The 21,475-nt window shown below is 42.7% G+C and carries 23 protein-coding genes and 1 other annotated feature; all 23 genes read right to left on the reverse strand.

Annotated elements, in window-relative coordinates:
- Window positions 1-2 precede the first annotated feature (2 nt).
- A complete protein-coding gene (rplV, locus tag BLL40_RS12765) occupies window positions 3-344 on the reverse strand; it encodes a 50S ribosomal protein L22 (RefSeq protein ID WP_073712280.1) in 342 nt (113 codons plus the stop codon).
- A 19-nt stretch (window positions 345-363) separates the two neighbouring features.
- Window positions 364-642 carry a 30S ribosomal protein S19 gene (gene rpsS / locus BLL40_RS12770; protein ID WP_018395159.1) on the reverse strand — a complete coding sequence of 93 codons (279 nt, stop codon included), beginning with the start codon at window positions 640-642 and terminating at the stop codon, window positions 364-366.
- 60 nt (window positions 643-702) lie between these two features.
- Window positions 703-1,533, reverse strand: a complete 831-nt coding sequence (gene rplB, locus BLL40_RS12775; protein WP_073712281.1) for a 50S ribosomal protein L2 — start codon at window positions 1,531-1,533, stop codon at window positions 703-705.
- A gap of 33 nt (window positions 1,534-1,566) precedes the next feature.
- On the reverse strand, window positions 1,567-1,851 hold the full coding sequence (gene rplW / locus BLL40_RS12780; protein WP_073712282.1) for a 50S ribosomal protein L23: 285 nt from the start codon (window positions 1,849-1,851) through the stop codon (window positions 1,567-1,569).
- Window positions 1,851-2,474, reverse strand: a complete 624-nt coding sequence (rplD, locus tag BLL40_RS12785) for a 50S ribosomal protein L4 (protein ID WP_073712283.1) — start codon at window positions 2,472-2,474, stop codon at window positions 1,851-1,853. Before rplD ends, rplW begins: the two co-directional genes overlap by 1 nt.
- A 30-nt stretch (window positions 2,475-2,504) precedes the next feature.
- On the reverse strand, window positions 2,505-3,137 hold the full coding sequence (gene rplC / locus BLL40_RS12790) for a 50S ribosomal protein L3 (RefSeq protein ID WP_073712284.1): 633 nt from the start codon (window positions 3,135-3,137) through the stop codon (window positions 2,505-2,507).
- A 35-nt stretch (window positions 3,138-3,172) separates the two neighbouring features.
- On the reverse strand, window positions 3,173-3,481 hold the full coding sequence (gene rpsJ / locus BLL40_RS12795; protein WP_018395154.1) for a 30S ribosomal protein S10: 309 nt from the start codon (window positions 3,479-3,481) through the stop codon (window positions 3,173-3,175).
- A gap of 232 nt (window positions 3,482-3,713) precedes the next feature.
- The gene (gene tuf, locus BLL40_RS12800) at window positions 3,714-4,901 is read right to left on the reverse strand and encodes an elongation factor Tu (RefSeq protein WP_073712285.1); all 1,188 of its coding nucleotides are present in this window, start codon (window positions 4,899-4,901) and stop codon (window positions 3,714-3,716) included.
- A 131-nt stretch (window positions 4,902-5,032) separates the two neighbouring features.
- Window positions 5,033-7,111 carry an elongation factor G gene (fusA, locus tag BLL40_RS12805; protein ID WP_073712286.1) on the reverse strand — a complete coding sequence of 693 codons (2,079 nt, stop codon included), beginning with the start codon at window positions 7,109-7,111 and terminating at the stop codon, window positions 5,033-5,035.
- A 48-nt stretch (window positions 7,112-7,159) separates the two neighbouring features.
- Window positions 7,160-7,630 carry a 30S ribosomal protein S7 gene (rpsG, locus tag BLL40_RS12810; protein ID WP_018395151.1) on the reverse strand — a complete coding sequence of 157 codons (471 nt, stop codon included), beginning with the start codon at window positions 7,628-7,630 and terminating at the stop codon, window positions 7,160-7,162.
- A 42-nt stretch (window positions 7,631-7,672) separates the two neighbouring features.
- Window positions 7,673-8,095 carry a 30S ribosomal protein S12 gene (gene rpsL, locus BLL40_RS12815; RefSeq protein WP_018395150.1) on the reverse strand — a complete coding sequence of 141 codons (423 nt, stop codon included), beginning with the start codon at window positions 8,093-8,095 and terminating at the stop codon, window positions 7,673-7,675.
- A 261-nt stretch (window positions 8,096-8,356) separates the two neighbouring features.
- Window positions 8,357-11,947, reverse strand: coding sequence for a DNA-directed RNA polymerase subunit beta' (gene rpoC / locus BLL40_RS12820; RefSeq protein WP_073712287.1), 3,591 nt, complete (start codon window positions 11,945-11,947; stop codon window positions 8,357-8,359).
- A 93-nt stretch (window positions 11,948-12,040) separates the two neighbouring features.
- The gene (gene rpoB / locus BLL40_RS12825) at window positions 12,041-15,595 is read right to left on the reverse strand and encodes a DNA-directed RNA polymerase subunit beta (RefSeq protein WP_073712288.1); all 3,555 of its coding nucleotides are present in this window, start codon (window positions 15,593-15,595) and stop codon (window positions 12,041-12,043) included.
- Between the two features lie 240 nt (window positions 15,596-15,835).
- On the reverse strand, window positions 15,836-16,435 hold the full coding sequence (locus tag BLL40_RS12830) for a class I SAM-dependent methyltransferase (RefSeq protein WP_073712289.1): 600 nt from the start codon (window positions 16,433-16,435) through the stop codon (window positions 15,836-15,838).
- A gap of 70 nt (window positions 16,436-16,505) precedes the next feature.
- The gene (gene rplL, locus BLL40_RS12835) at window positions 16,506-16,868 is read right to left on the reverse strand and encodes a 50S ribosomal protein L7/L12 (protein ID WP_073712290.1); all 363 of its coding nucleotides are present in this window, start codon (window positions 16,866-16,868) and stop codon (window positions 16,506-16,508) included.
- A gap of 71 nt (window positions 16,869-16,939) precedes the next feature.
- The gene (gene rplJ, locus BLL40_RS12840) at window positions 16,940-17,440 is read right to left on the reverse strand and encodes a 50S ribosomal protein L10 (protein WP_073712291.1); all 501 of its coding nucleotides are present in this window, start codon (window positions 17,438-17,440) and stop codon (window positions 16,940-16,942) included.
- A gap of 57 nt (window positions 17,441-17,497) precedes the next feature.
- Window positions 17,498-17,640, reverse strand: a sequence feature (ribosomal protein L10 leader region).
- Between the two features lie 45 nt (window positions 17,641-17,685).
- A complete protein-coding gene (gene rplA / locus BLL40_RS12845) occupies window positions 17,686-18,390 on the reverse strand; it encodes a 50S ribosomal protein L1 (RefSeq protein WP_073712292.1) in 705 nt (234 codons plus the stop codon).
- 107 nt (window positions 18,391-18,497) lie between these two features.
- The gene (gene rplK, locus BLL40_RS12850) at window positions 18,498-18,923 is read right to left on the reverse strand and encodes a 50S ribosomal protein L11 (RefSeq protein WP_018395143.1); all 426 of its coding nucleotides are present in this window, start codon (window positions 18,921-18,923) and stop codon (window positions 18,498-18,500) included.
- A 164-nt stretch (window positions 18,924-19,087) separates the two neighbouring features.
- Window positions 19,088-19,624, reverse strand: a complete 537-nt coding sequence (nusG, locus tag BLL40_RS12855) for a transcription termination/antitermination protein NusG (RefSeq protein ID WP_073712293.1) — start codon at window positions 19,622-19,624, stop codon at window positions 19,088-19,090.
- Between the two features lie 198 nt (window positions 19,625-19,822).
- On the reverse strand, window positions 19,823-19,999 hold the full coding sequence (secE, locus tag BLL40_RS12860; RefSeq protein ID WP_073712294.1) for a preprotein translocase subunit SecE: 177 nt from the start codon (window positions 19,997-19,999) through the stop codon (window positions 19,823-19,825).
- 34 nt (window positions 20,000-20,033) lie between these two features.
- Window positions 20,034-20,177, reverse strand: coding sequence for a 50S ribosomal protein L33 (gene rpmG, locus BLL40_RS12865; protein ID WP_073712295.1), 144 nt, complete (start codon window positions 20,175-20,177; stop codon window positions 20,034-20,036).
- Window positions 20,178-20,243: 66 nt separating this feature from the next.
- Window positions 20,244-20,864, reverse strand: coding sequence for an RNA polymerase sporulation sigma factor SigH (sigH, locus tag BLL40_RS12870; protein WP_095532852.1), 621 nt, complete (start codon window positions 20,862-20,864; stop codon window positions 20,244-20,246).
- Between the two features lie 91 nt (window positions 20,865-20,955).
- On the reverse strand, window positions 20,956-21,474 hold the full coding sequence (locus tag BLL40_RS12875; protein WP_073712297.1) for an NYN domain-containing protein: 519 nt from the start codon (window positions 21,472-21,474) through the stop codon (window positions 20,956-20,958).
- Between the last annotated feature and the right edge of the window lies 1 nt (window position 21,475).

A 21,475-nucleotide genomic window follows, 5' to 3' on the forward strand; every position in this document is an offset into this window, starting at 1 on the left:
AATTATCCCTCCTTTTTTTCTGCCACAACGATTGTTATGTGACTTGTGCGTTTGTTAATTGCGCTTGCACGTCCCATTGCACGTGGACGGAAACGTTTCAATGTTGGTCCTTCGTTAACATAGGCTTGAGTTACAACGAGATTGTTTACATCAAGATCATAGTTATGCTCTGCATTCGCAATCGCAGAGTTTAATAATTTTTCAATTACAGGAGATGATGTTTTCGGCGTATGTTTTAAGATCGCCACTGCTTCTCCAACTTGCTTACCTCGAATCAGGTCAATCACTAGACGTACCTTACGAGGAGCAATGCGTACTGTTTTTAAGACAGCTTTAGCTTCCATTGGGATATCCTCCTCTCAATTAACGTCTTGTTTTCTTATCGTCAGCAACGTGTCCTTTATACGTACGCGTTGGCGCGAATTCACCAAGTTTATGTCCAACCATATCTTCAGTAACGTATACAGGCACGTGTTTACGACCATCGTATACTGCGATTGTGTGTCCGATGAATGTTGGGAAAATTGTAGAACGGCGTGACCAAGTTTTAATAACTTGTTTCTTTTCAGTCTCGTTCAACTTCTCAACTTTATTGAATAAATGATCATCAACAAAAGGTCCTTTTTTCAAGCTGCGGCCCATTTGTGTACCTCCCTTCGTGATTGATCTACGGTTCGTATGTAGAACCGTAGGACAATGACGTTATTTTTTACGACGACGAACGATAAATTTATCGGATTTATTAACTTTTTTACGTGTTTTGTAACCAAGAGCTGGTTTACCCCAAGGTGTAACTGGTGATTTACGGCCAATTGGCGAGCGTCCTTCACCACCACCGTGTGGATGATCATTTGGATTCATTACAGAACCACGGACAGTAGGGCGTTTCCCTAACCAGCGTGAACGTCCTGCTTTACCAATGTTAACAAGCTCATGCTGCTCGTTACCAACTTGACCAATTGTTGCACGGCACGTTGCAAGAATCATGCGCACTTCACCTGAGTTCAAGCGTACGAGCACGTATTTCCCTTCTTTACCAAGAACTTGAGCTGATGTACCTGCTGAACGAACTAATTGTCCGCCTTTGCCTGGTTTCAATTCAATGTTGTGGATAACTGTACCGACCGGGATATTAACGAGCGGAAGTGCATTACCTGTTTTAATATCTGCTTCTGGACCGGACATAATTTCAGTTCCAACCTGAATGCCTTTTGGAGCTATGATATAACGTTTTTCTCCATCAACGTAGTGCACGAGTGCGATGTTCGCTGAACGGTTTGGATCGTATTCGACCGTAGCAACGCGTCCTGGAATGCCATCTTTATCACGTTTGAAGTCGATAATACGGTATTGACGCTTATGACCGCCGCCTCTATGACGAACTGTGATTTTACCTTGGTTATTACGTCCGCCATTCTTTTTCAACGGCTCAAGCAATGATTTCTCAGGTGTGCTTGTTGTAATTTCAGCATAATCCAACGTTGTCATATTACGACGACCATTTGTGGTCGGTTTATACTTTTTAATCGCCATTTCGTGTCCCTCCTCTTCTAATTTATGCGTTTATTACGCTTCGAAAAGTTCGATTTCTTTGCTATCTTGCGTCAATGTTACGATTGCTTTGCGGCGTTTATTTGTATAGCCAGCATGACGTCCCATACGCTTGAATTTACCTTTGTAGTTCATAACGTTTACGTTTTTAACTTTAACGCCGAAGATCTCTTCAATAGCAGTCTTCACTTGCGTTTTGTTGGCACGAACGTCCACATCAAAAGTGTATTTTTTTTCAGCCATTACAGCCATAGATTGTTCAGTAATAACGGGGCGCTTAATCACATCGCGTGAATCCATTATGCAAGCACCTCCTCTACTTTTTCAACCGCTGCTTTTGTCATAATAAGTTTATCATGTCCAAGTAGGTCAAGGATATTGATACCTGCAGCTTCAACCACTGTCACACCAGGGATGTTGCGTGCAGACAATGCAACGAATTCATTTACTGTGTCTGTTACGATCAATGCTTTTGAGTCAACAGATAAGTTTTTCAAGACTGTCACAAACTCTTTTGTTTTTGGAGCGTCGAAAGACAATGTTTCCAAAACGAGGATGTTTTGCTCTTGTACTTTTGATGACAAAGCCGATTTCAATGCAAGACGACGTACTTTCTTCGGTAGTTTGTAGCTGTAGCTGCGTGGATTAGGACCGAATACAATACCACCGCCACGCCATTGCGGAGAACGAATAGAACCTTGACGTGCACGTCCAGTTCCTTTTTGTTTCCACGGTTTACGACCGCCGCCGCGAACTTCCGAGCGATTTTTAACTTTGTGATTACCTTGGCGTAACGACGCTCTTTGCATCACAACTGCTTCAAATACTACGTGTTCGTTTGGTTCGATTCCGAATACAGCGTCATTTAATTCGATGTCACCAACTTCAGAACCTGTTTGGTTTAATACTTTTACTTTAGCCATTCCTGTTTCCTCCTTTCCTAAAAAAGTTAATTAGTTTGCTTTAACAGCAGTTTTAACTTGAATCAAAGCTTTTTTAGATCCTGGTACGTTTCCTTTTATAAGAAGAACGTTGCGCTCAGCATCCACTTTCACGATTTGCAGGTTTTGTACTGTTACTTGCTCTCCACCCATACGACCTGGAAGAAGTTTGTTTTTAAATACACGGTTTGGCGCTACAGGTCCCATTGAACCTGGACGACGATGGTAACGCGAACCATGGGACATAGGACCACGAGATTGGTTATGGCGCTTAATAGCACCCTGGAAGCCTTTCCCTTTAGAAATCCCTGTTACGTCGACGATATCGCCTTCTGCAAAAATATCAACTTTAACTTCTTGACCAATTTCAAGATCGTTGTTGATGTTACGGAACTCACGAATGAAGCGCTTAGGTGCGATGCCTTCTCCTGCTTTCTTCACGTGTCCAAGCAATGGTTTGTTAGCAAGCTTTTCACGCTTGTCTTCAAAGCCTAATTGAACCGCTGTGTAGCCGTCGCTTTCGACTGTTTTCTTTTGAAGGATAACGTTTGGTGCTGCTTCGATTACAGTTACCGGGATAAGGTCACCGTTTTCAGCGAACACTTGCGTCATGCCGATTTTTCTTCCTAAGATTCCTTTTGTCATGAGTTACACCTCCTGGTTAATTATTAGTTTATTTATTATAGTTTAATTTCAATGTCAACGCCTGACGGCAAGTCTAAACGCATCAATGAATCAACTGTTTTTGGAGTCGGGTTCACGATATCGATTAAACGTTTATGAGTACGCATTTCGAACTGTTCACGAGAATCTTTGTACTTATGAACCGCACGAAGGATCGTGTAGATAGATTTCTCAGTCGGAAGCGGGATTGGGCCTGATACACTTGCACCAGAACGTTTAGCCGTTTCAACGATTTTCTCAGCTGATTGATCAAGAATACGATGATCATATGCTTTCAAACGAATACGAATTTTTTGTTTTGCCATTATTTTCCCTCCTTTATCGCCTATTTAGCTAATAGACATACTCCGCGAAAATTTTTCCCTGACATCACCGCCATGGCAAAGCGGCCGGGTGTGTCAGCAACCTTCCGCATCAACGCTGTCAAAAACCAACATTGATTATTATACATCGTTTACAGATTGATTGCAACACATGATAGAATTTTTTTTTACAATCAAAAACAGTCCGGCCTAGACCGGACTGTTAGGTCAAAACTTATTTTTCGATTGTTGCTACAACGCCAGCGCCTACAGTACGGCCGCCTTCACGAATTGAGAATTTAGTGCCTTCTTCAATCGCGATTGGAGCGATCAATTCTACAGACATTTCAACGTTATCACCAGGCATAACCATTTCTACGCCTTCAGGAAGGTTACAGATACCAGTTACGTCCGTTGTACGGAAGTAGAACTGCGGGCGGTAGTTAGTGAAGAATGGAGTATGACGTCCACCCTCTTCTTTAGAAAGAACATAAACTTCCGCTTTGAAAGTTGTATGTGGTGTGATTGAACCTGGTTTAGCAAGTACTTGACCACGTTGGATTTCTTCACGAGCTACACCGCGAAGAAGGGCGCCAATGTTGTCACCAGCTTCAGCATAATCAAGAAGCTTACGGAACATTTCAACACCTGTTACAGTTGTTGATTTTGGTTCTTCAGTCAAACCGATGATTTCGATTACGTCACCGACTTTAATTTGTCCGCGCTCAACGCGTCCAGTTGCTACTGTACCACGGCCAGTGATTGAGAAAACATCCTCAACAGGCATCATGAAATCTTTATCAGTGTCGCGTGTTGGAGTTGGGATATACTCGTCAACTGCAGTCATAAGCTCATGGATTTTTTCTTCCCACTCAGCTTCGCCTTCAAGCGCTTTAAGTGCAGATCCTTTGATAACAGGGATATCATCGCCAGGGAAATCATATTCTGAAAGAAGATCACGAACTTCCATTTCAACTAGTTCAAGAAGCTCTTCATCATCTACCATGTCACATTTGTTCATGAATACAACAAGGTAAGGTACACCTACTTGACGTGAAAGAAGGATGTGCTCACGAGTTTGCGGCATTGGACCGTCAGCAGCTGATACAACAAGAATACCGCCGTCCATTTGCGCTGCACCAGTGATCATGTTTTTAACATAGTCAGCATGTCCTGGGCAATCTACGTGTGCGTAGTGACGAGTTTCAGTTTGATACTCAACGTGTGATGTTGAAATTGTAATTCCACGCTCACGCTCTTCTGGAGCACCGTCAATTTGGTCATATCCGCGTGCTTCTGCACCGCCAGCTTTTGCAAGAACTGTTGTGATCGCAGCTGTTAAAGTTGTTTTACCATGGTCAACGTGTCCAATTGTACCGATGTTAACATGCGGTTTTGAACGGTCAAATTTTTCTTTTCCCATTAGGAAGTCCTCCTTCAAAATATAGAAATTAGTAGTTGTTTTATATAGTTCTTCTTCCGGAAAAGAAATCTTTTCTGGAAGAAGGAAAAGCTTACAATAGTATTTATACTTGATTCGCAAGTATAAATCAATTATTGGCCTTTATTTTTTTTGATAATGTCTTCTTGCACACTCTTAGGCACTTCTTCATAATGATCGAATTGCATAGAGTAGTTACCGCGTCCTTGCGTGTTAGAACGAAGAGATGTTGCATAACCGAACATTTCAGCAAGCGGAACGAATGCTTTAACGACTTGTGCATTACCACGTGCTTCCATACCTTCTACGCGGCCACGACGTGATGTAACATCACCCATGATATCGCCAAGATATTCGTCTGGAATAACAACTTCAACTTTCATAAGCGGCTCAAGAATGACTGGGTTACATTTAGAAATCGCATTTTTAAGCGCCAATGACGCAGCAATTTTAAACGCCATCTCAGATGAATCGACATCATGGTAAGAACCATCAAAAAGACGGGCTTTAACATCGATTAACGGATAGCCGGCAAGAACACCATTTTTCATAGCGTCTTCAAGACCTGCTTGAACAGCTGGGACATACTCACGCGGTACAGAACCACCAACAATGCCATTTTCAAATTCAAAGCCTGCTCCTTCTTCATTAGGAGAGAATTCGATCCAAACGTGTCCAAACTGTCCGCGTCCACCGGATTGACGAGCAAATTTACCCTCAACCTGTGCGCTTGAACGGAATGTTTCACGGTAAGATACTTGTGGTGCACCAACATTTGCTTCTACCTTGAATTCACGGCGCATACGGTCAACGAGAATATCTAGGTGAAGCTCACCCATACCTGCGATAATAACTTCCCCAGTTTCCTGGTCCGTGTGTGCATGGAATGTTGGATCTTCTTCTTGAAGTTTTTGGAGTGCTGTCGTCATTTTATCCTGATCAGCCTTTGTTTTCGGCTCAACAGAAAGTGAAATAACTGGATCAGGGAACACCATAGATTCAAGAATAACAAGATTTTTTTCTTCACAAAGCGTGTCGCCAGTCGTTGTATCTTTAAGACCAACGGCCGCAGCGATGTCGCCTGCGTATACTTGCGAAATCTCTTCACGGGAATTGGCATGCATTTGTAAGATACGTCCTACACGCTCACGCTTTCCTTTTGTTGAGTTTTGCACGTAAGAACCAGATTGAAGAACACCGGAATATACGCGGAAGAATGTTAATTTACCAACATAAGGGTCCGTCATAACTTTAAATGCAAGTGCCGAGAATGGCGCTTCATCACTTGATTCACGTTCCACTTCTTCGTCACTGTCTGGAAGTGTACCTTTAATTGCCGGTACATCCGTTGGTGCTGGAAGATAGTCGATAACAGCATCCAACATAAGTTGAACACCTTTATTTTTAAACGCAGAACCAACCATAACAGGGAAGAATTCAACGTTGATAACACCCTTACGGATCGCAGCTTTGATTTCATCATTCGTCAACTCTTCGCCGCCAAGGTATTTCTCCATTAAATCTTCATCAAGTTCCGCTACAGCTTCGATTAGCTTCTCACGGTACTCTTCTGCTTGATCTTGATAATCTGCTGGGATATCAGTGACTTCGATGTCAGTTCCGAGGTCATTGCCATATATTGTTGCTTTCATTTCAATCAAATCAATAATGCCGGAGAACTCATCTTCAGCACCGATTGGAAGTTGAATTGGGTGTGCATTCGCCATGAGACGATCATGGATTGTACCGACTGAGTAAAGAAAGTCTGCACCCATTTTGTCCATTTTATTGACGAATACAACACGTGGAACACCGTAAGTCGTCGCTTGACGCCATACTGTTTCCGTTTGTGGCTCAACGCCGGATTGAGCATCGAGAACCGTTACGGCACCATCAAGTACACGTAAAGAACGTTCAACTTCAACAGTGAAGTCTACGTGTCCCGGTGTATCGATGATGTTAACCCGATGATCTTTCCAAGAAGCAGTTGTGGCAGCAGACGTGATTGTAATACCACGCTCCTGTTCCTGCTCCATCCAGTCCATTTGAGAAGCACCTTCATGCGTTTCACCAATCTTATGGATGCGGCCTGTATAATACAGGATACGCTCAGTCGTTGTTGTTTTACCAGCATCGATATGAGCCATGATTCCAATGTTACGAGTTTTGTCTAAGGAGAACTCTCTTGCCATCTATGTCTTTCTCCTTCCTGGATTAGGTTAAAGTTTAATTTAATTATTTTACCAGCGGTAGTGAGCAAATGCTTTATTTGCTTCCGCCATTTTGTGCGTATCTTCGCGTTTTTTAACAGAAGCACCAGTGTTGTTTGCTGCGTCCATAATTTCCGCTGCAAGGCGTTCTTCCATTGTTTTTTCACCGCGAAGACGAGCATAATTCACTAACCAACGGAGTCCTAAAGTTGTACGACGGTCTGGGCGAACTTCAATTGGTACTTGATAGTTAGCTCCACCAACACGGCGTGCTTTCACCTCTAGTACTGGCATGATGTTTTTCATTGCCTGGTCAAATACTTCCATTGGATCATTACCCGTGCGTTCACGGATTGTGTCAAAAGCGGCGTAAAGAATCGCTTGTGACTTCCCTCTTTTACCGTCAACCATCATTTTATTGATGAGACGAGAAACGAGTTTTGAGTTGTAAAGCGGATCGGCCAATACGTCTCTTTTTGCTACAGGGCCTTTACGTGGCATATTTTTTCCTCCTTTCGGAAAATAAGTTACAAGTAAGTTACATTAATTTTTTGGAGCTTTAGGACGTTTTGTACCGTATTTAGAACGGCCTTGGCGACGAGTTTCAACACCGGCTGTATCAAGCGCACCACGAACGATGTGATAACGAACACCCGGTAAATCTTTTACACGTCCGCCGCGAATAAGAACAACACTATGCTCTTGAAGGTTATGGCCAATACCAGGGATATAAGCTGTTACTTCAATACCATTGCTCAAACGCACACGTGCATATTTACGAAGCGCTGAGTTCGGTTTTTTCGGCGTCATAGTACCAACACGAGTACATACACCGCGTTTTTGCGGAGAAAGTACATCGGTTTGAGCTTTCTTAAAGCTGTTAAATCCTTTATTAAGCGCCGGAGACTTCGATTTAGTGATCTTTGATTTACGAGGCTTACGTACTAACTGATTAATAGTAGGCATGTAAAAATCCTCCCTTCCTTTTTTCTAAGCCCACACTTCCAGGTGGCTCATTTTTGGGTAAAAACAAAGTTCTTGCAGCAAACTGCAAAAACATCATTTGCAAATAGTGGCAACGATTGTTTTATTCCTATCTCCAGACTAATTTAGTGTGGTCTTATAGGAACACCTTGATCATATTAACACTTTCACTTTTTAGTGTCAACTGTCTCAAACAAAAAATTTTATCGGTGTCTGCGTGCGCAGACACCGATAAACACTTCTTTATTCTGCTGGAACTGATTCTACTTTTTTCATATTTGCTTCAGTTAGGCGATAACGCTGCATGCCTGTACCCGCTGGAATGAGTTTTCCGATAATGACGTTTTCCTTCAAGCCAAGTAATTCGTCGCGCTTTCCTTTGATCGCTGCATCCGTTAGGACACGTGTTGTCTCCTGGAATGAAGCAGCTGATAGGAATGAATCTGTTTCAAGAGATGCTTTCGTAATACCGAGTAAAATCGGACGGCCCGTTGCCGGTATACCGCCTTCAAGAAGTGCTTTCTCGTTCGCATCGCGGAACTGATGAATTTCAAGCAGACTACCTGGAAGCACATCTGTATCGCCCGCTTCAAGTACTCGTACTTTGCGAAGCATTTGACGTACCATTACTTCTATGTGCTTATCGCCGATTTCAACACCCTGCATCCGATATACTTTTTGCACTTCACGCAGCAAGTATTCCTGAACAGATGTGACATCTTTAATTTTCAAGTATTCTTTCGGATCAATAGAACCTTCTGTTAGCTCTTGACCGCGAATAATTGAATCATTTACCGCTACTTTTAAACGCGCTGTATATGGAGCCGTGTATGTGCGTGTTTCCACATCACCTTGCACGACGATTTCTTGTTGACGGTCTTTGCCTTCGTTAAGCGCAGTAACCGTACCATTAATTTCAGAAATAATCGCTTGCCCTTTCGGGTTACGCGCTTCGAAAATCTCTTGAATACGAGGAAGACCTTGTGTGATATCGTCTCCTGCTACACCGCCCGTATGGAATGTACGCATCGTAAGCTGTGTACCTGGCTCACCAATCGACTGAGCAGCAATAATACCAACTGCTTCGCCCACTTCGACTTCCTGCCCTGTTGCCAAGTTACGTCCGTAACATTTTTTACATACACCGTGGCGTGTGTTACATGTGAAAGCGGAACGAATCCAAACTTTTTCAACATCTGCCTCCACAATGACTTTCGCTAAATCTTCATCGATTTGCTCATTATCACGAACAAGCACTTTACCCGTCTCCGGATGTTTAACAGCTTTACGAGCATAACGTCCGACAAGACGTTCTTCAAGCGCTTCAATCACTTCTGTCCCATCTTTAATTGAGCTTATTTCAAGACCACGGTCTGTCCCACAGTCTTCTTCGCGAACAATAACATCCTGTGCCACATCAACAAGTCGACGTGTCAAATATCCAGAATCGGCTGTTTTCAGCGCAGTATCAGCAAGACCTTTACGTGCACCATGCGTTGAAATAAAGTATTCAAGTACTGTCAAGCCTTCACGGAATGACGATTTGATCGGAAGTTCGATAATACGACCAGCCGGATTGGCCATAAGTCCGCGCATACCAGCTAGCTGTGTAAAGTTAGATGCATTACCACGAGCACCAGAATCACTCATCATGAAGATTGGATTGCGAATATCTAGAGAGGCCATCAGTTTACCTTGGATAACATCTTTCGCTGCACTCCAGATCGAAATAACACGATCATAACGTTCTTCCTCGGTAATTAAGCCGCGGCGGAACTGCTTCATGACGTTATCAACTTTCGCCTGTGCTTCATGCAAAATCCCTTCTTTTTCACCTAAAACAACAATGTCCGCAACCCCTACTGTAATACCCGCTTTTGTCGAGTGTTTAAAACCAAGGTCTTTCATCCGGTCAAGCATTTTCGATGTTTCAGTGATTTTGAAACGTTTGAACACTTCAGCAATGATATTACCCAAAATACCCTTTTTAAACGGCGGAACAATCTCTTGTTCAGCAATATGCTCCGGTACATTCACACCTGCAGCAATGAAATATTTTTCGGGTGTTTTCACTTCAAGGTTGCTGTTTGTCGGTTCGTTAATGTATGGGAATGTGTCCGGCAAAATCTCGTTGAAGATTAATTTCCCAACAGTTGTAACAAGAAGTTGTTTATTTTGTTCTTCTGTAAATGTTTGATTTTCAAGTGATGACGCTGCTACAGCTACACGCGTATGAAGATGAACATAGCCATTTTGATAAGCTAAGATCGCTTCATTCGTATCTTTGAAAATAGCTCCTTCACCAACTGCCCCCTTCCGCTCAAGCGTTAGGTAGTAGTTGCCGAGTACCATGTCCTGAGACGGTGTAACAACTGGCTTCCCATCTTTCGGGTTTAAGATGTTCTGTGCCGCAAGCATAAGCATACGTGCTTCTGCCTGTGCTTCAGCAGACAGCGGAACATGAACAGCCATTTGGTCACCATCGAAGTCAGCATTGTAAGCTGTACAAACGAGCGGATGAAGACGAATTGCACGACCTTCAACAAGTGTCGGTTCAAATGCTTGAATGCCAAGGCGGTGAAGAGTTGGCGCACGATTTAAAAGTACTGGATGTTCTCTAATGACTTCTTCAAGTACATCCCATACGTCTGATTGAACGCGTTCAATTTTACGCTTTGCACTCTTAATGTTATGCGCAAGACCTCTTTCAACGAGTTCTTTCATTACAAATGGTTTAAACAATTCAAGTGCCATTTCTTTCGGAAGTCCGCACTGATACATTTTTAAATTTGGCCCAACAACGATAACAGAACGTCCTGAATAGTCAACTCGTTTGCCGAGTAAGTTTTGACGGAAACGGCCTTGCTTCCCTTTCAGCATATGAGAAAGAGATTTCAAAGGACGGTTACCCGGCCCTGTGACAGGGCGTCCACGACGTCCGTTATCAATCAGCGCATCAACTGCTTCCTGAAGCATACGCTTTTCATTTTGAACGATAATGCTTGGCGCACCTAAGTCTAATAGACGCTTCAAACGGTTATTCCGGTTGATAACGCGACGATACAAATCATTCAAATCAGATGTCGCGAAACGGCCACCATCAAGTTGTACCATTGGGCGAAGTTCCGGTGGGATAACCGGTAGAACATCAAGTATCATCCAATCCGGTTTATTGCCAGAATGGCGAAATGCTTCAATCACTTCAAGACGCTTAATCGCACGTGTACGACGCTGTCCTTGTGCCGATTTCAACTCTTCCTTCAACTGTTCTGTTTCTTTATCGAGATCGATATCTTGCAGAAGCTTTTTAATAGCTTCCGCACCCATAGATGCTTGGAACTTTTTCCCGTATTTTTCACGATATGCCCGGTACTCTTTTTCAGAAAGCAACTGCTTCTTTTCAAGAGCTGTATCACCTGACTCTGTTACAACATACGAAGCAAAATAAATAATTTCTTCAAGCGCACGCGGCGACATGTCAAGAACAAGACCCATACGGCTTGGAATTCCTTTAAAGTACCAAATATGTGAAACTGGCGCTGCAAGCTCAATATGACCCATTCGTTCACGGCGCACTTTCGCTTTTGTTACTTCTACGCCACATCGGTCACAGACAACACCTTTATAACGAACACGCTTGTATTTACCGCAGTGACATTCCCAGTCTTTTGTAGGACCAAAAATCCGTTCACAAAATAAGCCGTCTTTTTCTGGTTTTAGCGTACGGTAGTTAATTGTTTCTGGTTTTTTTACTTCCCCATAAGACCATGAACGAATCTTATCCGGTGAAGCAAGACCAATTTTCATATACTCGAAATTATTGACATCCAGCAAGGGGTCTACCTCCCTTTTCTATTACCCATTTTCCTTGAAAGTGCCCAAAAAGCGCTGAAAAAGAGCGCTTTTTGGGCAAAATTATAAAACAAGTTAGTCTTTTGTTCCAACCGTTTCTGTTTTGACTGTTTCAGGAGCGATATTCAATGAATCCGCTTGTTGAACGTCATCTTCATCCTCAAGATCACGCATTTCTATTTCCTGATCATCTCCAGACATAATTTTCACATCAAGACCAAGACTTTGAAGTTCTTTGATTAATACTTTAAATGATTCAGGCACGCCTGGTTCTGGAACATTTTCACCTTTGACGATTGCTTCATATGTTTTCACACGACCGACGATATCATCCGATTTTACTGTTAAGATTTCTTGTAATGTATAAGCGGCACCGTATGCTTCAAGCGCCCATACTTCCATTTCACCGAAACGCTGTCCGCCGAACTGTGCTTTACCACCAAGCGGCTGTTGTGTAACAAGTGAATATGGTCCCGTTGAACGAGCATGAAGCTTGTCATCAACCATATGCGCAAGTTTGATCATGTACATGATCCCCACAGATACACGGTTATCAAATGGCTCACCGCTACGGCCATCATAAAGTATCGTTTTCGCATCACGGCTCATGCCTGCTTCTTCAATTGTCTCCCACACATCGTCCTCAGAAGCACCATCAAACACTGGTGATGCTACATGAATACCCAGATATCGGGCTGCTAGGCCTAAATGAAGCTCAAGCACTTGACCGATGTTCATACGAGATGGGACACCTAGCGGGTTAAGCATGATGTCAACTGGCGTACCGTCTGGCATGTAAGGCATGTCTTCTTCTGGCAAAATGCGAGAGATAACCCCTTTGTTACCATGACGTCCCGCCATTTTATCTCCTTCAGAAATCTTCCGTTTCTGAACAATGTATACACGCACAAGCTGATTTACACCTGGTGGTAATTCATCGCCGTCTTCACGGTTAAAGACTTTCACATCAAGGACAATACCACCGCCGCCATGAGGGACACGCAGTGATGTATCACGGACTTCACGTGCTTTTTCACCAAAAATCGCATGTAGAAGACGTTCTTCTGCTGTCAGTTCTGTTACCCCTTTAGGCGTTACTTTACCAACAAGCAAGTCACCATCTTTTACCTCAGCACCGATCCGGATAATACCACGGTCATCAAGGTTGCGAAGTGCATCTTCCCCAACATTTGGAATATCTCGTGTGATTTCTTCCGGTCCAAGCTTCGTATCGCGTGATTCTGACTCATATTCTTCAATGTGAATGGATGTATACACATCATCTTTTACGAGTCTTTCACTCATAATAATGGCATCTTCATAGTTATAGCCATCCCATGTCATGAAAGCAACAAGAACGTTACGCCCAAGTGCTAGTTCACCAAGTTCCATCGATGGGCCATCAGCAAGGATCTCTCCTTTTGTCACATGATTGCCAACTGCAACGATCGGACGCTGGTTATAGCAAGTCCCCTGATTGGAACGAATGAATTTTTGCAATTTATATTTGTCGAGATCGCCTTTTACTTCCTGTCCATCTACTTCTTGAATACGGCGGACAAAAATTTGGCGTGCTTCTACGCGTTCAACAATCCCTTCATGCTTACAAATAACAGCTGCACCGGAGTCTTTACCGGATACATACTCCATACCTGTCCCAACAATCGGTGCTTCCGGCTGCATTAAAGGAACAGCCTGGCGTTGCATGTTCGCTCCCATAAGAGCACGGTTGGAGTCGTCATTCTCAAGGAACGGGATACACGCAGTTGCAGCTGATACAACTTGCTTCGGCGATACGTCCATGTAATCCGCGCGCTCGCGTTTAACAACGGTATTTTCACCACGAAAACGTGCAACTACTTCCTCTTCAGCAAATGAACCGTCTTCGTTAAGTGGAACATTCGCTTGTGCCACAACATAGTTATCTTCTTCATCAGCTGTTAAATAATCTATTCTTTCCGTCACGCAGCCCGTATCCGGATCAACGCGGCGGTAAGGTGTTTCGATAAAACCAAAACGGTTTACTTTGGCAAATGAAGATAAAGAGTTGATCAACCCGATATTCGGGCCCTCAGGCGTTTCAATCGGACACATACGGCCGTAGTGGGAGTAATGAACGTCACGCACTTCAAAGCCTGCGCGTTCACGTGTTAAACCACCGGGACCGAGCGCCGATAGACGGCGTTTATGTGTTAATTCAGCCAACGGGTTCGTCTGATCCATGAACTGAGAAAGCTGAGAGCTTCCGAAAAATTCTTTAATCGACGCAATAACCGGGCGGATATTAATTAATTGCTGCGGTGTGATCGTTTGCGTATCTTGAATCGACATGCGCTCACGAACAACACGCTCCATACGAGATAACCCGATACGGAATTGATTTTGCAACAATTCTCCTACAGAACGAAGACGACGGTTACCGAGGTGATCAATATCATCGGTATTGCCTACTCCATAAAGAAGGTTGAAGAAATAACCAATCGATGCAACAATGTCAGCGGGCGTAATATTCTTCACGTTCATTTCTGGGAAGCCATTGCCGATAATGTTAATAATCTGCTCTTCTTCGCTGTTTGGTGCATATACTTTTATTGATTGAACAGTCATACTGTCTTCAAACACACCGCCTGTTTGACTGTATGATTTAAATGATGCCCCATTTTCAAGGTGGGGAATGATTTTATCAAGTGTACGGCGGTCTAGAACCGTTCCTGCTTCAGCAATAATTTCACCTGTTTCTGGATCAGCAAGCGTTTCAGCCAAGCGCTGTCCAAACAAGCGGTTTTTCGTATGAAGCTTTTTATTCATTTTATAACGGCCAACACTTGCTAGATCATACCGTTTTGGGTCAAAAAAGCGAGAAACAATAAGGCTTTTCGCGTTTTCAACTGTTGGCGGCTCACCCGGACGAAGACGCTCATAAATTTCAATCAGCGCTTTCTCCGTCGTTTCTGTATTATCTTTTTCAAGCGTATTGCGCAAATATTCATTATCACCAAGCAATTCGATGATTTCTTGATCAGTACCAAACCCGAGTGCACGCAATAATACTGTAATTGGCAATTTACGCGTTCTGTCAATACGGACATACACAATGTCTTTCGCATCTGTTTCATATTCTAACCAGGCACCACGGTTTGGGATAACAGTCGCAGTGAATCCTCGTTTTCCGTTCTTGTCCAACTTCCCGTTGTAATACACACTCGGAGAGCGGACAAGCTGAGAAACGATAACACGCTCTGCGCCATTAATAATGAATGTTCCTGTCTCAGTCATAAGCGGGAAATCACCCATGAAAACCTCTTGGTCTTTTACTTCACCCGTTTCCTTATTTAAAAGACGGACTTTCACACGAAGCGGAGCAGAGTACGTAACATCACGCTCTTTTGATTCATCCACTGGATACTTCGGCTCCGCAAGACTGTAATCAATAAATTCCAGTGCCAGATTGCCTGTGAAATCTTCAATCGGAGAAATGTCCTGAAACATTTCACGCAGACCCTCATCAAGAAACCATTGATAGGAAGCTGTTTGAATCTCAATCAAATTCGGTAATTCCAATACTTCACTAATACGCGCATAGCTTCTACGCTGGCGGTGTCGTCCATACTGAACTAGTTGACCTGTCAACTGATTCACCCCTCAAATCAAGCGTTATAATTGCCTATAATTCATCTTAAGGCAGAGTATTACTATACTCAATAAGACAAAAAGAAAAAGGTTTTGTCAAAGAAAACCTCATTTTTATCACAAATGGCCCTATTTTGTTGTTATTGTTCCCATTCCAGCGAAAAATATTCCCATTGACAAACGGGGACAATTATTATATTGGCATTTTACAATAATAGCATACGGTTTTTTTTGGGTCAATTATTTTTTAGCACGCAAAATAAAATAGCCCTTTGATTTGGCAACCGTATCACAAGAACCAGCTATTCTCTCTAATTCTTTTATGGCAGATGGAGCGCCTTGTTTCTTTTGAATGACTACCCATATTTCGCCGCTTTCTGCGAGTTTTGCAAAACCATTTTGCAAAATGTCGAATACGGTTTGTTTACCCGCACGAATCGGCGGATTGGTTAACACAGCTGCAAACCCTTCTTGCGACACACGTTGAAGACGATCACTTTCATATATTTTGACGTTTCCAACATGATTAAGCTCTGCATTTTTACGGGCAAGTGCTAACGCTCGGTCATTTATATCAATCATATGAATCTTACGGTCCGGCTGCTCAGCAGCGAGCGAAATACCTATTGGTCCGTATCCACATCCGGCGTCAAGAATCGGTCCAGCTATTCTCGGCCATTCAAATGTCTCAATAAGCAGTCTTGAACCAAAATCCACTTCAGATTTCGAAAAAACACCTGCATCTGTATGAAATATATATTGTTTCCCACGCAGCGTATATGTAAACTGCTGAGGGCGATGTTGACTGTCAGGGGTTTTGGAAAAATAATGGTCAGCCAAAGAAATTTCTCCCTTCAATAAACAAAAGCCCGCTGATTCCAGCGGACTTTTGTATCATTGTATCAAAAAATTACTTCACTTCTACAGAAGCGCCAACTTCTTCAAGTTTCGCTTTAAGTTCTTCAGCTTCTTCTTTAGCAATGCCTTCTTTGATTGCTTTAGGCGTGTTATCAACTAGTTCTTTCGCTTCTTTCAGGCCAAGACCTGTGATTTCGCGAACAGCTTTAATAACTTTGATTTTTTGATCGCCTGCTGATGCAAGAATAAGATCGAATTCAGTTTGCTCAGCCGCAGCTGCGCCACCAACAGCACCCGCTGCTGCAACTGGTGCTGCAGCCGTTACGCCAAACTCTTCTTCGATTGCTTTTACAAGGTCGTTCAATTCAAGAACGGACATTTCTTTGATTGCTTCAATGATTTGCTCTTTAGACATTTTTTATTTCCTCCTTAGTGTGTTTTAAATATAGTTTTATTTACGATGCTGCTAGGCAGCTTGCCTTACAATTACGCGCCTTGCTCTTCTTTTTGATCAGCCACTGCTTTCGCTGCAAGAGCGAAGTTGCGGATTGGCGCTTGAAGAACGCTGAGTACCATAGAAAGAAGACCTTCGCGTGAAGGAAGTTCTGCAAGTGCTTTAACTTCTTCAGCTGAAACAAAGTTGCCTTCAAGTACGCCTGCTTTAATTTCAAGTGCTTCATTTGCTTTCGCAAATTCATTCAAAATTTTAGCTGGAGCGACAACATCTTCGCTACCGAATGCGACAGCATTAGGACCTGTAAGGAACTCTTCAAGACCTGTAATACTTGCCGCTTCAGCTGCACGTCGAGTCATTGAGTTTTTGTAAACTTTGAACTCAACGCCTGCATCACGAAGTTGCTTACGAAGTTCCGTAACTTGTGCCACGGAAAGACCGCGGTAGTCAACGATGATTGTCGATGGGCTGTTTTTAAATTTGTCAGCAATTTCACCGACAAGCGCTTGTTTTTTCTCGATAATGCTGCTCATCTGCTACACCTCCTGTAGAATTTGTACGGACGAATTTGTCCACAATTTAATACCGTCACGGGAAACGTAAAACCTCCATGTCCCGGAAGACATGGAGGCACGAAAAGCGGACAGAATGTCACACTATCTATTTCGCATGTCCTCGGCAGGATGTTTAAGCAATATGCCCCTGCTGTCTACGGTACAAATGTACATATATAATCACAACGGAGTTCACTTTACCAGAAAACTCACTCGTTGTCAACTTAGTTTTTTGTTTGAACAACCAATGATGGATCTATTTTTACGCCAGGACCCATTGTTGATGTAACAGATACGTTTTTCATGTAGACACCTTTTGCTGCTGATGGTTTAACTTTCATCATTGTGTCATAGATGGCTGCGAAGTTTTCAACTAATTTTTCATTGTCGAAAGATACTTTACCAACCGGAACATGAACATTACCAGCTTTGTCAGCACGATACTCAACTTTACCAGCTTTGATTTCTTGAAGAGCTTTTTCAAGATCAAATGTAACCGTACCTGTTTTCGGATTTGGCATTAAACCTTTTGGTCCAAGCACACGGCCTAGTTTACCAACTTCACCCATCATGTCAGGTGTTGCAACGATCACATCAAACTCGAACCAGCCTTGTTGAATTTTCGTAATATACTCGCTATCGCCAACATAGTCTGCACCAGCTGCTTCAGCTTCTTTCACTTTTTCGCCTTTAGCGAATACGAGAACGCGTTGTGTTTTACCTGTTCCGTTTGGAAGAACAAGCGCACCACGAATTTGCTGATCTGCTTTTTTCGGGTCAATACCTAGACGGAATGCAGCCTCAACTGTTGCGTCAAATTTAACTGTACTTGTTTTCTTTACAAGTTCAATTGCTTCTTCTACTGAATATTGTTTTGTGCGGTCAACAAGTTTCGCCGCTTCTTGGAATTTCTTACCATGTTTAGTCATGATTTATTTCCTCCTTATGTGGTTTTAACGGATTTACCTCCCACGAATAAAGGTTGCGTGTGAAGTGATATCTTCTTCACATCGCAACCCCAAAAACAGACAACTAATTAATCTTCAATCACAATACCCATGCTGCGGGCAGTACCTTCAACCATACGCATAGCTGATTCAACGTTAGCAGCATTTAAGTCAGGCATTTTTGTTTCAGCAATTTCACGCACTTTATCACGTTTAACCGTTGCAACTTTGTTACGGTTCGGTTCTCCAGATCCTGATTCAATACCGGCTGCTTTTTTAAGCAGAACAGCTGCAGGCGGAGTTTTTGTGATGAATGTAAATGAACGGTCTTCAAAAACCGAAATTTCAACCGGAATGATCAATCCTGCTTGATCTGCTGTGCGTGCATTGAATTCTTTACAGAATCCCATAATGTTAACACCAGCTTGACCGAGTGCCGGACCGACCGGCGGCGCAGGGTTTGCCTTACCTGCAGGAATTTGCAGTTTTACAACTTTAATAACTTTTTTAGCCACGAGACACACCTCCTTAAGTCCGTGATGTGGTACATGGGGCTTTGCCCCTCCCACTCTGTCTATCTTTATTTAAATAAAGATGATTATAAAATGAGTCTTAACAGTACTAGATATACTGACCTAAAAAATATTATCACTTTTCACGTAAGATTTCAAGCCGTTTTTTAGGTTAATTTGTTTACTTGATCAAATTCAAGTTCAACCGGTGTTTCACGACCAAACATATTAACGTGTACTTTTAACTTTCCTTTATCCTGATCGATCTCTTCAACTGTTCCTTCAAAATCGGCAAACGGACCTTCTTTTACAACTACTGTTTCACCAGTTTCAAATTCAGCATCCCGGCGGCGTTCATCCATACCCATTTGTTTCAGGATCGACGTTACTTCATCCGGCAGAAGAGCTGTCGGCTTAGAACCGTGGCCAGATGATCCGACAAATCCCGTTACTCCAGGCGTGTTCCGCACAACATACCATGAATCATCTGTCATCACGATTTCAACGAGTACATAGCCAGGGAATACCTTCCGCTTCGTCACTTTCGTTTTGCCGTTTTTAATATCTGTTTGTTCTTCTTCTGGTACGATCACACGGAAGATTTTATCTTGCATACCCATAGACTCAACACGTTTTTCAAGATTTGCTTTCACTTTATTCTCATACCCGGAATATGTGTGCACGACATACCAATTTTTCTCCATAGAAAGGGACTTTTGTCCTTCCCTCCTTTTCATTTAAACCAAATGAAAAAACCCGTTCAACGGGTTTTTGTTTCTTTAGGTCCGCATGGCGCGGGTCACAAAGGCGTTGCGACTTAGCCTTTGATCCTTATCAAAATCCATTATAGCACGGAAAAACAATGTGTATTCAACTAATTTTCCAGAAAGCTGATCGTCTTATTAAATTAGCCGGATGATCCATGAAATACCTAGATCAACCACAGTAAAAAAGAGGGCAAGAAATACAACGGTTGCAATAACGGTGATTGTATACGTCGTTAATTCTTTCTTTTTCGGCCAGCTGACCTTGCTCATTTCAGAGCGCACGTTACGGAAAAATTGTGTAATGCGTGACATGTACTGAAAACCTCCAAAATGAAATACGCCGGTGTCACTTCGTCTGTTTATGAACAGTATGCTTCTTACAGACACCGCAAAATTTTTTTATCTTTAGGCGTTTGGCAATGTTAGTAACAGTCGTCGAATAATTGCGTGATCCGCAGTCTTGACATTCAAGCGACACTTTTTCCGCCATTTTAATCACCTTACCATTTCAATGCTTAAAACGTATCATTAAAAGCTATTTTCCGTCAAGTTTTCATTAATTGGTCATCTCTTTAAATTCAAGATAACGCTCTAATTTCCGTTTGACGCGCTGTAATGCGTTATCAATCGATTTCACGTGACGGTTTAATTCTTCTGCTATTTCTTGATACGAACGGCCATCCAAATACAAGGCAAGCACTTGCCTTTCGAGATCGCTTAACAATTCATTCACTTTTCCTTCAATGCTGATAAATAGCTCGCGGTTAATCATTAATTCTTCCGGATCTGTTATCTTAACCCCAGTTAGCACATCCATTAACGTCCGGTCTGATTCTTCATCGTAAATAGGCTTATCGAGCGAAATATAAGAATTGAGCGGAATGTGTTTTTGCCTCGTAGCCGTTTTAATCGCTGTAATAATCTGACGGGTGATACATAATTCCGCAAACGCTTTGAATGTACTAAGCTTGTCCCCTTTGTAATCGCGGACTGCTTTATACAAACCAATCATTCCTTCTTGCACAATATCTTCTTTATCCGCACCAATTAAAAAATAAGAGCGCGCTTTTGCTCTAACAAAGTTGCGATACTTATGAATTAAATAATCGAGGGCATCGCTGTTGCCGTTGTGTACAAGTTCTACTAGCTGCTCATCATTCAGCGAATCCATCTTCATACTTATACTTATCGAACGGTTCAAGCTTATACATCCCCCTCCGCTTGCAAAGCATAGTTAGGAGTATTATACAGTACGTTTTTTTTGTACGTCAATTACTCATTTTGCCGCCGCGGCGCCACTTCTCAAAAATTTCTATTTGTTCTTCACTAAGCGGTATTCGCGCCTGCGGTTTGTAATAGCTGATCTTATCCAGATTTTTTTCAATCGATTTTTGCATCATATTCAGCTCTGTTAAAAGTTCCCGCGCTGATATGCGGAGAGCACCCTGTCCGAATACAGCCCACTGCTCCGTGTAGTCGGACGTTGCAACACTCACTTGATCACGAATACTGTTAAGCTCAATCGCCAACTTTTCAATTCGTTCATCTGCAGTTTCATTTTCCCTTGTAAAAATAACTTCCACTTTTGAATCCCGGTACTTTTTTTCTGTCCCTTTGACAAAATGGGCATCGAAGACAACGATAACACGGCAGCCATGTACCCCCTGGTATTCTGCCATCAATTCAATAAGGCGGTCGCGGGCACCGGCAAAATCCGTATCTTTTAACTGGCGCAGTTCCGGCCAAGCACCGATCATGTTATAGCCGTCTACGAGTAAGATGTCCATC

Origin of the sequence: Domibacillus mangrovi (genome assembly GCF_001906925.1) — a bacterium.
Lineage (GTDB): Bacteria > Bacillota > Bacilli > Bacillales > Domibacillaceae > Domibacillus > Domibacillus mangrovi.

Coding starts and splice junctions, on each gene's coding strand:
- secE (WP_073712294.1), bottom strand. CDS start 19,999: ATGTCACGCATTACACAATTTTTCCGTAACGTGCGCTCTGAAATGAGC.
- rpsL (WP_018395150.1), bottom strand. CDS start 8,095: ATGCCTACTATTAATCAGTTAGTACGTAAGCCTCGTAAATCAAAGATC.
- fusA (WP_073712286.1), bottom strand. CDS start 7,111: ATGGCAAGAGAGTTCTCCTTAGACAAAACTCGTAACATTGGAATCATG.
- rplV (WP_073712280.1), bottom strand. CDS start 344: ATGGAAGCTAAAGCTGTCTTAAAAACAGTACGCATTGCTCCTCGTAAG.
- rplL (WP_073712290.1), bottom strand. CDS start 16,868: ATGTCTAAAGAGCAAATCATTGAAGCAATCAAAGAAATGTCCGTTCTT.
- sigH (WP_095532852.1), bottom strand. CDS start 20,864: ATGAAGATGGATTCGCTGAATGATGAGCAGCTAGTAGAACTTGTACAC.
- rplA (WP_073712292.1), bottom strand. CDS start 18,390: ATGACTAAACATGGTAAGAAATTCCAAGAAGCGGCGAAACTTGTTGAC.
- rplB (WP_073712281.1), bottom strand. CDS start 1,533: ATGGCGATTAAAAAGTATAAACCGACCACAAATGGTCGTCGTAATATG.
- tuf (WP_073712285.1), bottom strand. CDS start 4,901: ATGGGAAAAGAAAAATTTGACCGTTCAAAACCGCATGTTAACATCGGT.
- rplJ (WP_073712291.1), bottom strand. CDS start 17,440: ATGAGCAGCATTATCGAGAAAAAACAAGCGCTTGTCGGTGAAATTGCT.
- BLL40_RS12875 (WP_073712297.1), bottom strand. CDS start 21,474: ATGGACATCTTACTCGTAGACGGCTATAACATGATCGGTGCTTGGCCG.
- rplD (WP_073712283.1), bottom strand. CDS start 2,474: ATGGCTAAAGTAAAAGTATTAAACCAAACAGGTTCTGAAGTTGGTGAC.
- rpsS (WP_018395159.1), bottom strand. CDS start 642: ATGGGCCGCAGCTTGAAAAAAGGACCTTTTGTTGATGATCATTTATTC.
- rpmG (WP_073712295.1), bottom strand. CDS start 20,177: ATGGCGGAAAAAGTGTCGCTTGAATGTCAAGACTGCGGATCACGCAAT.
- rplC (WP_073712284.1), bottom strand. CDS start 3,137: ATGACAAAAGGAATCTTAGGAAGAAAAATCGGCATGACGCAAGTGTTC.
- nusG (WP_073712293.1), bottom strand. CDS start 19,624: ATGGAGAAAAATTGGTATGTCGTGCACACATATTCCGGGTATGAGAAT.
- rpsG (WP_018395151.1), bottom strand. CDS start 7,630: ATGCCACGTAAAGGCCCTGTAGCAAAAAGAGACGTATTGGCCGATCCG.
- rplW (WP_073712282.1), bottom strand. CDS start 1,851: ATGGATTCACGCGATGTGATTAAGCGCCCCGTTATTACTGAACAATCT.
- rpsJ (WP_018395154.1), bottom strand. CDS start 3,481: ATGGCAAAACAAAAAATTCGTATTCGTTTGAAAGCATATGATCATCGT.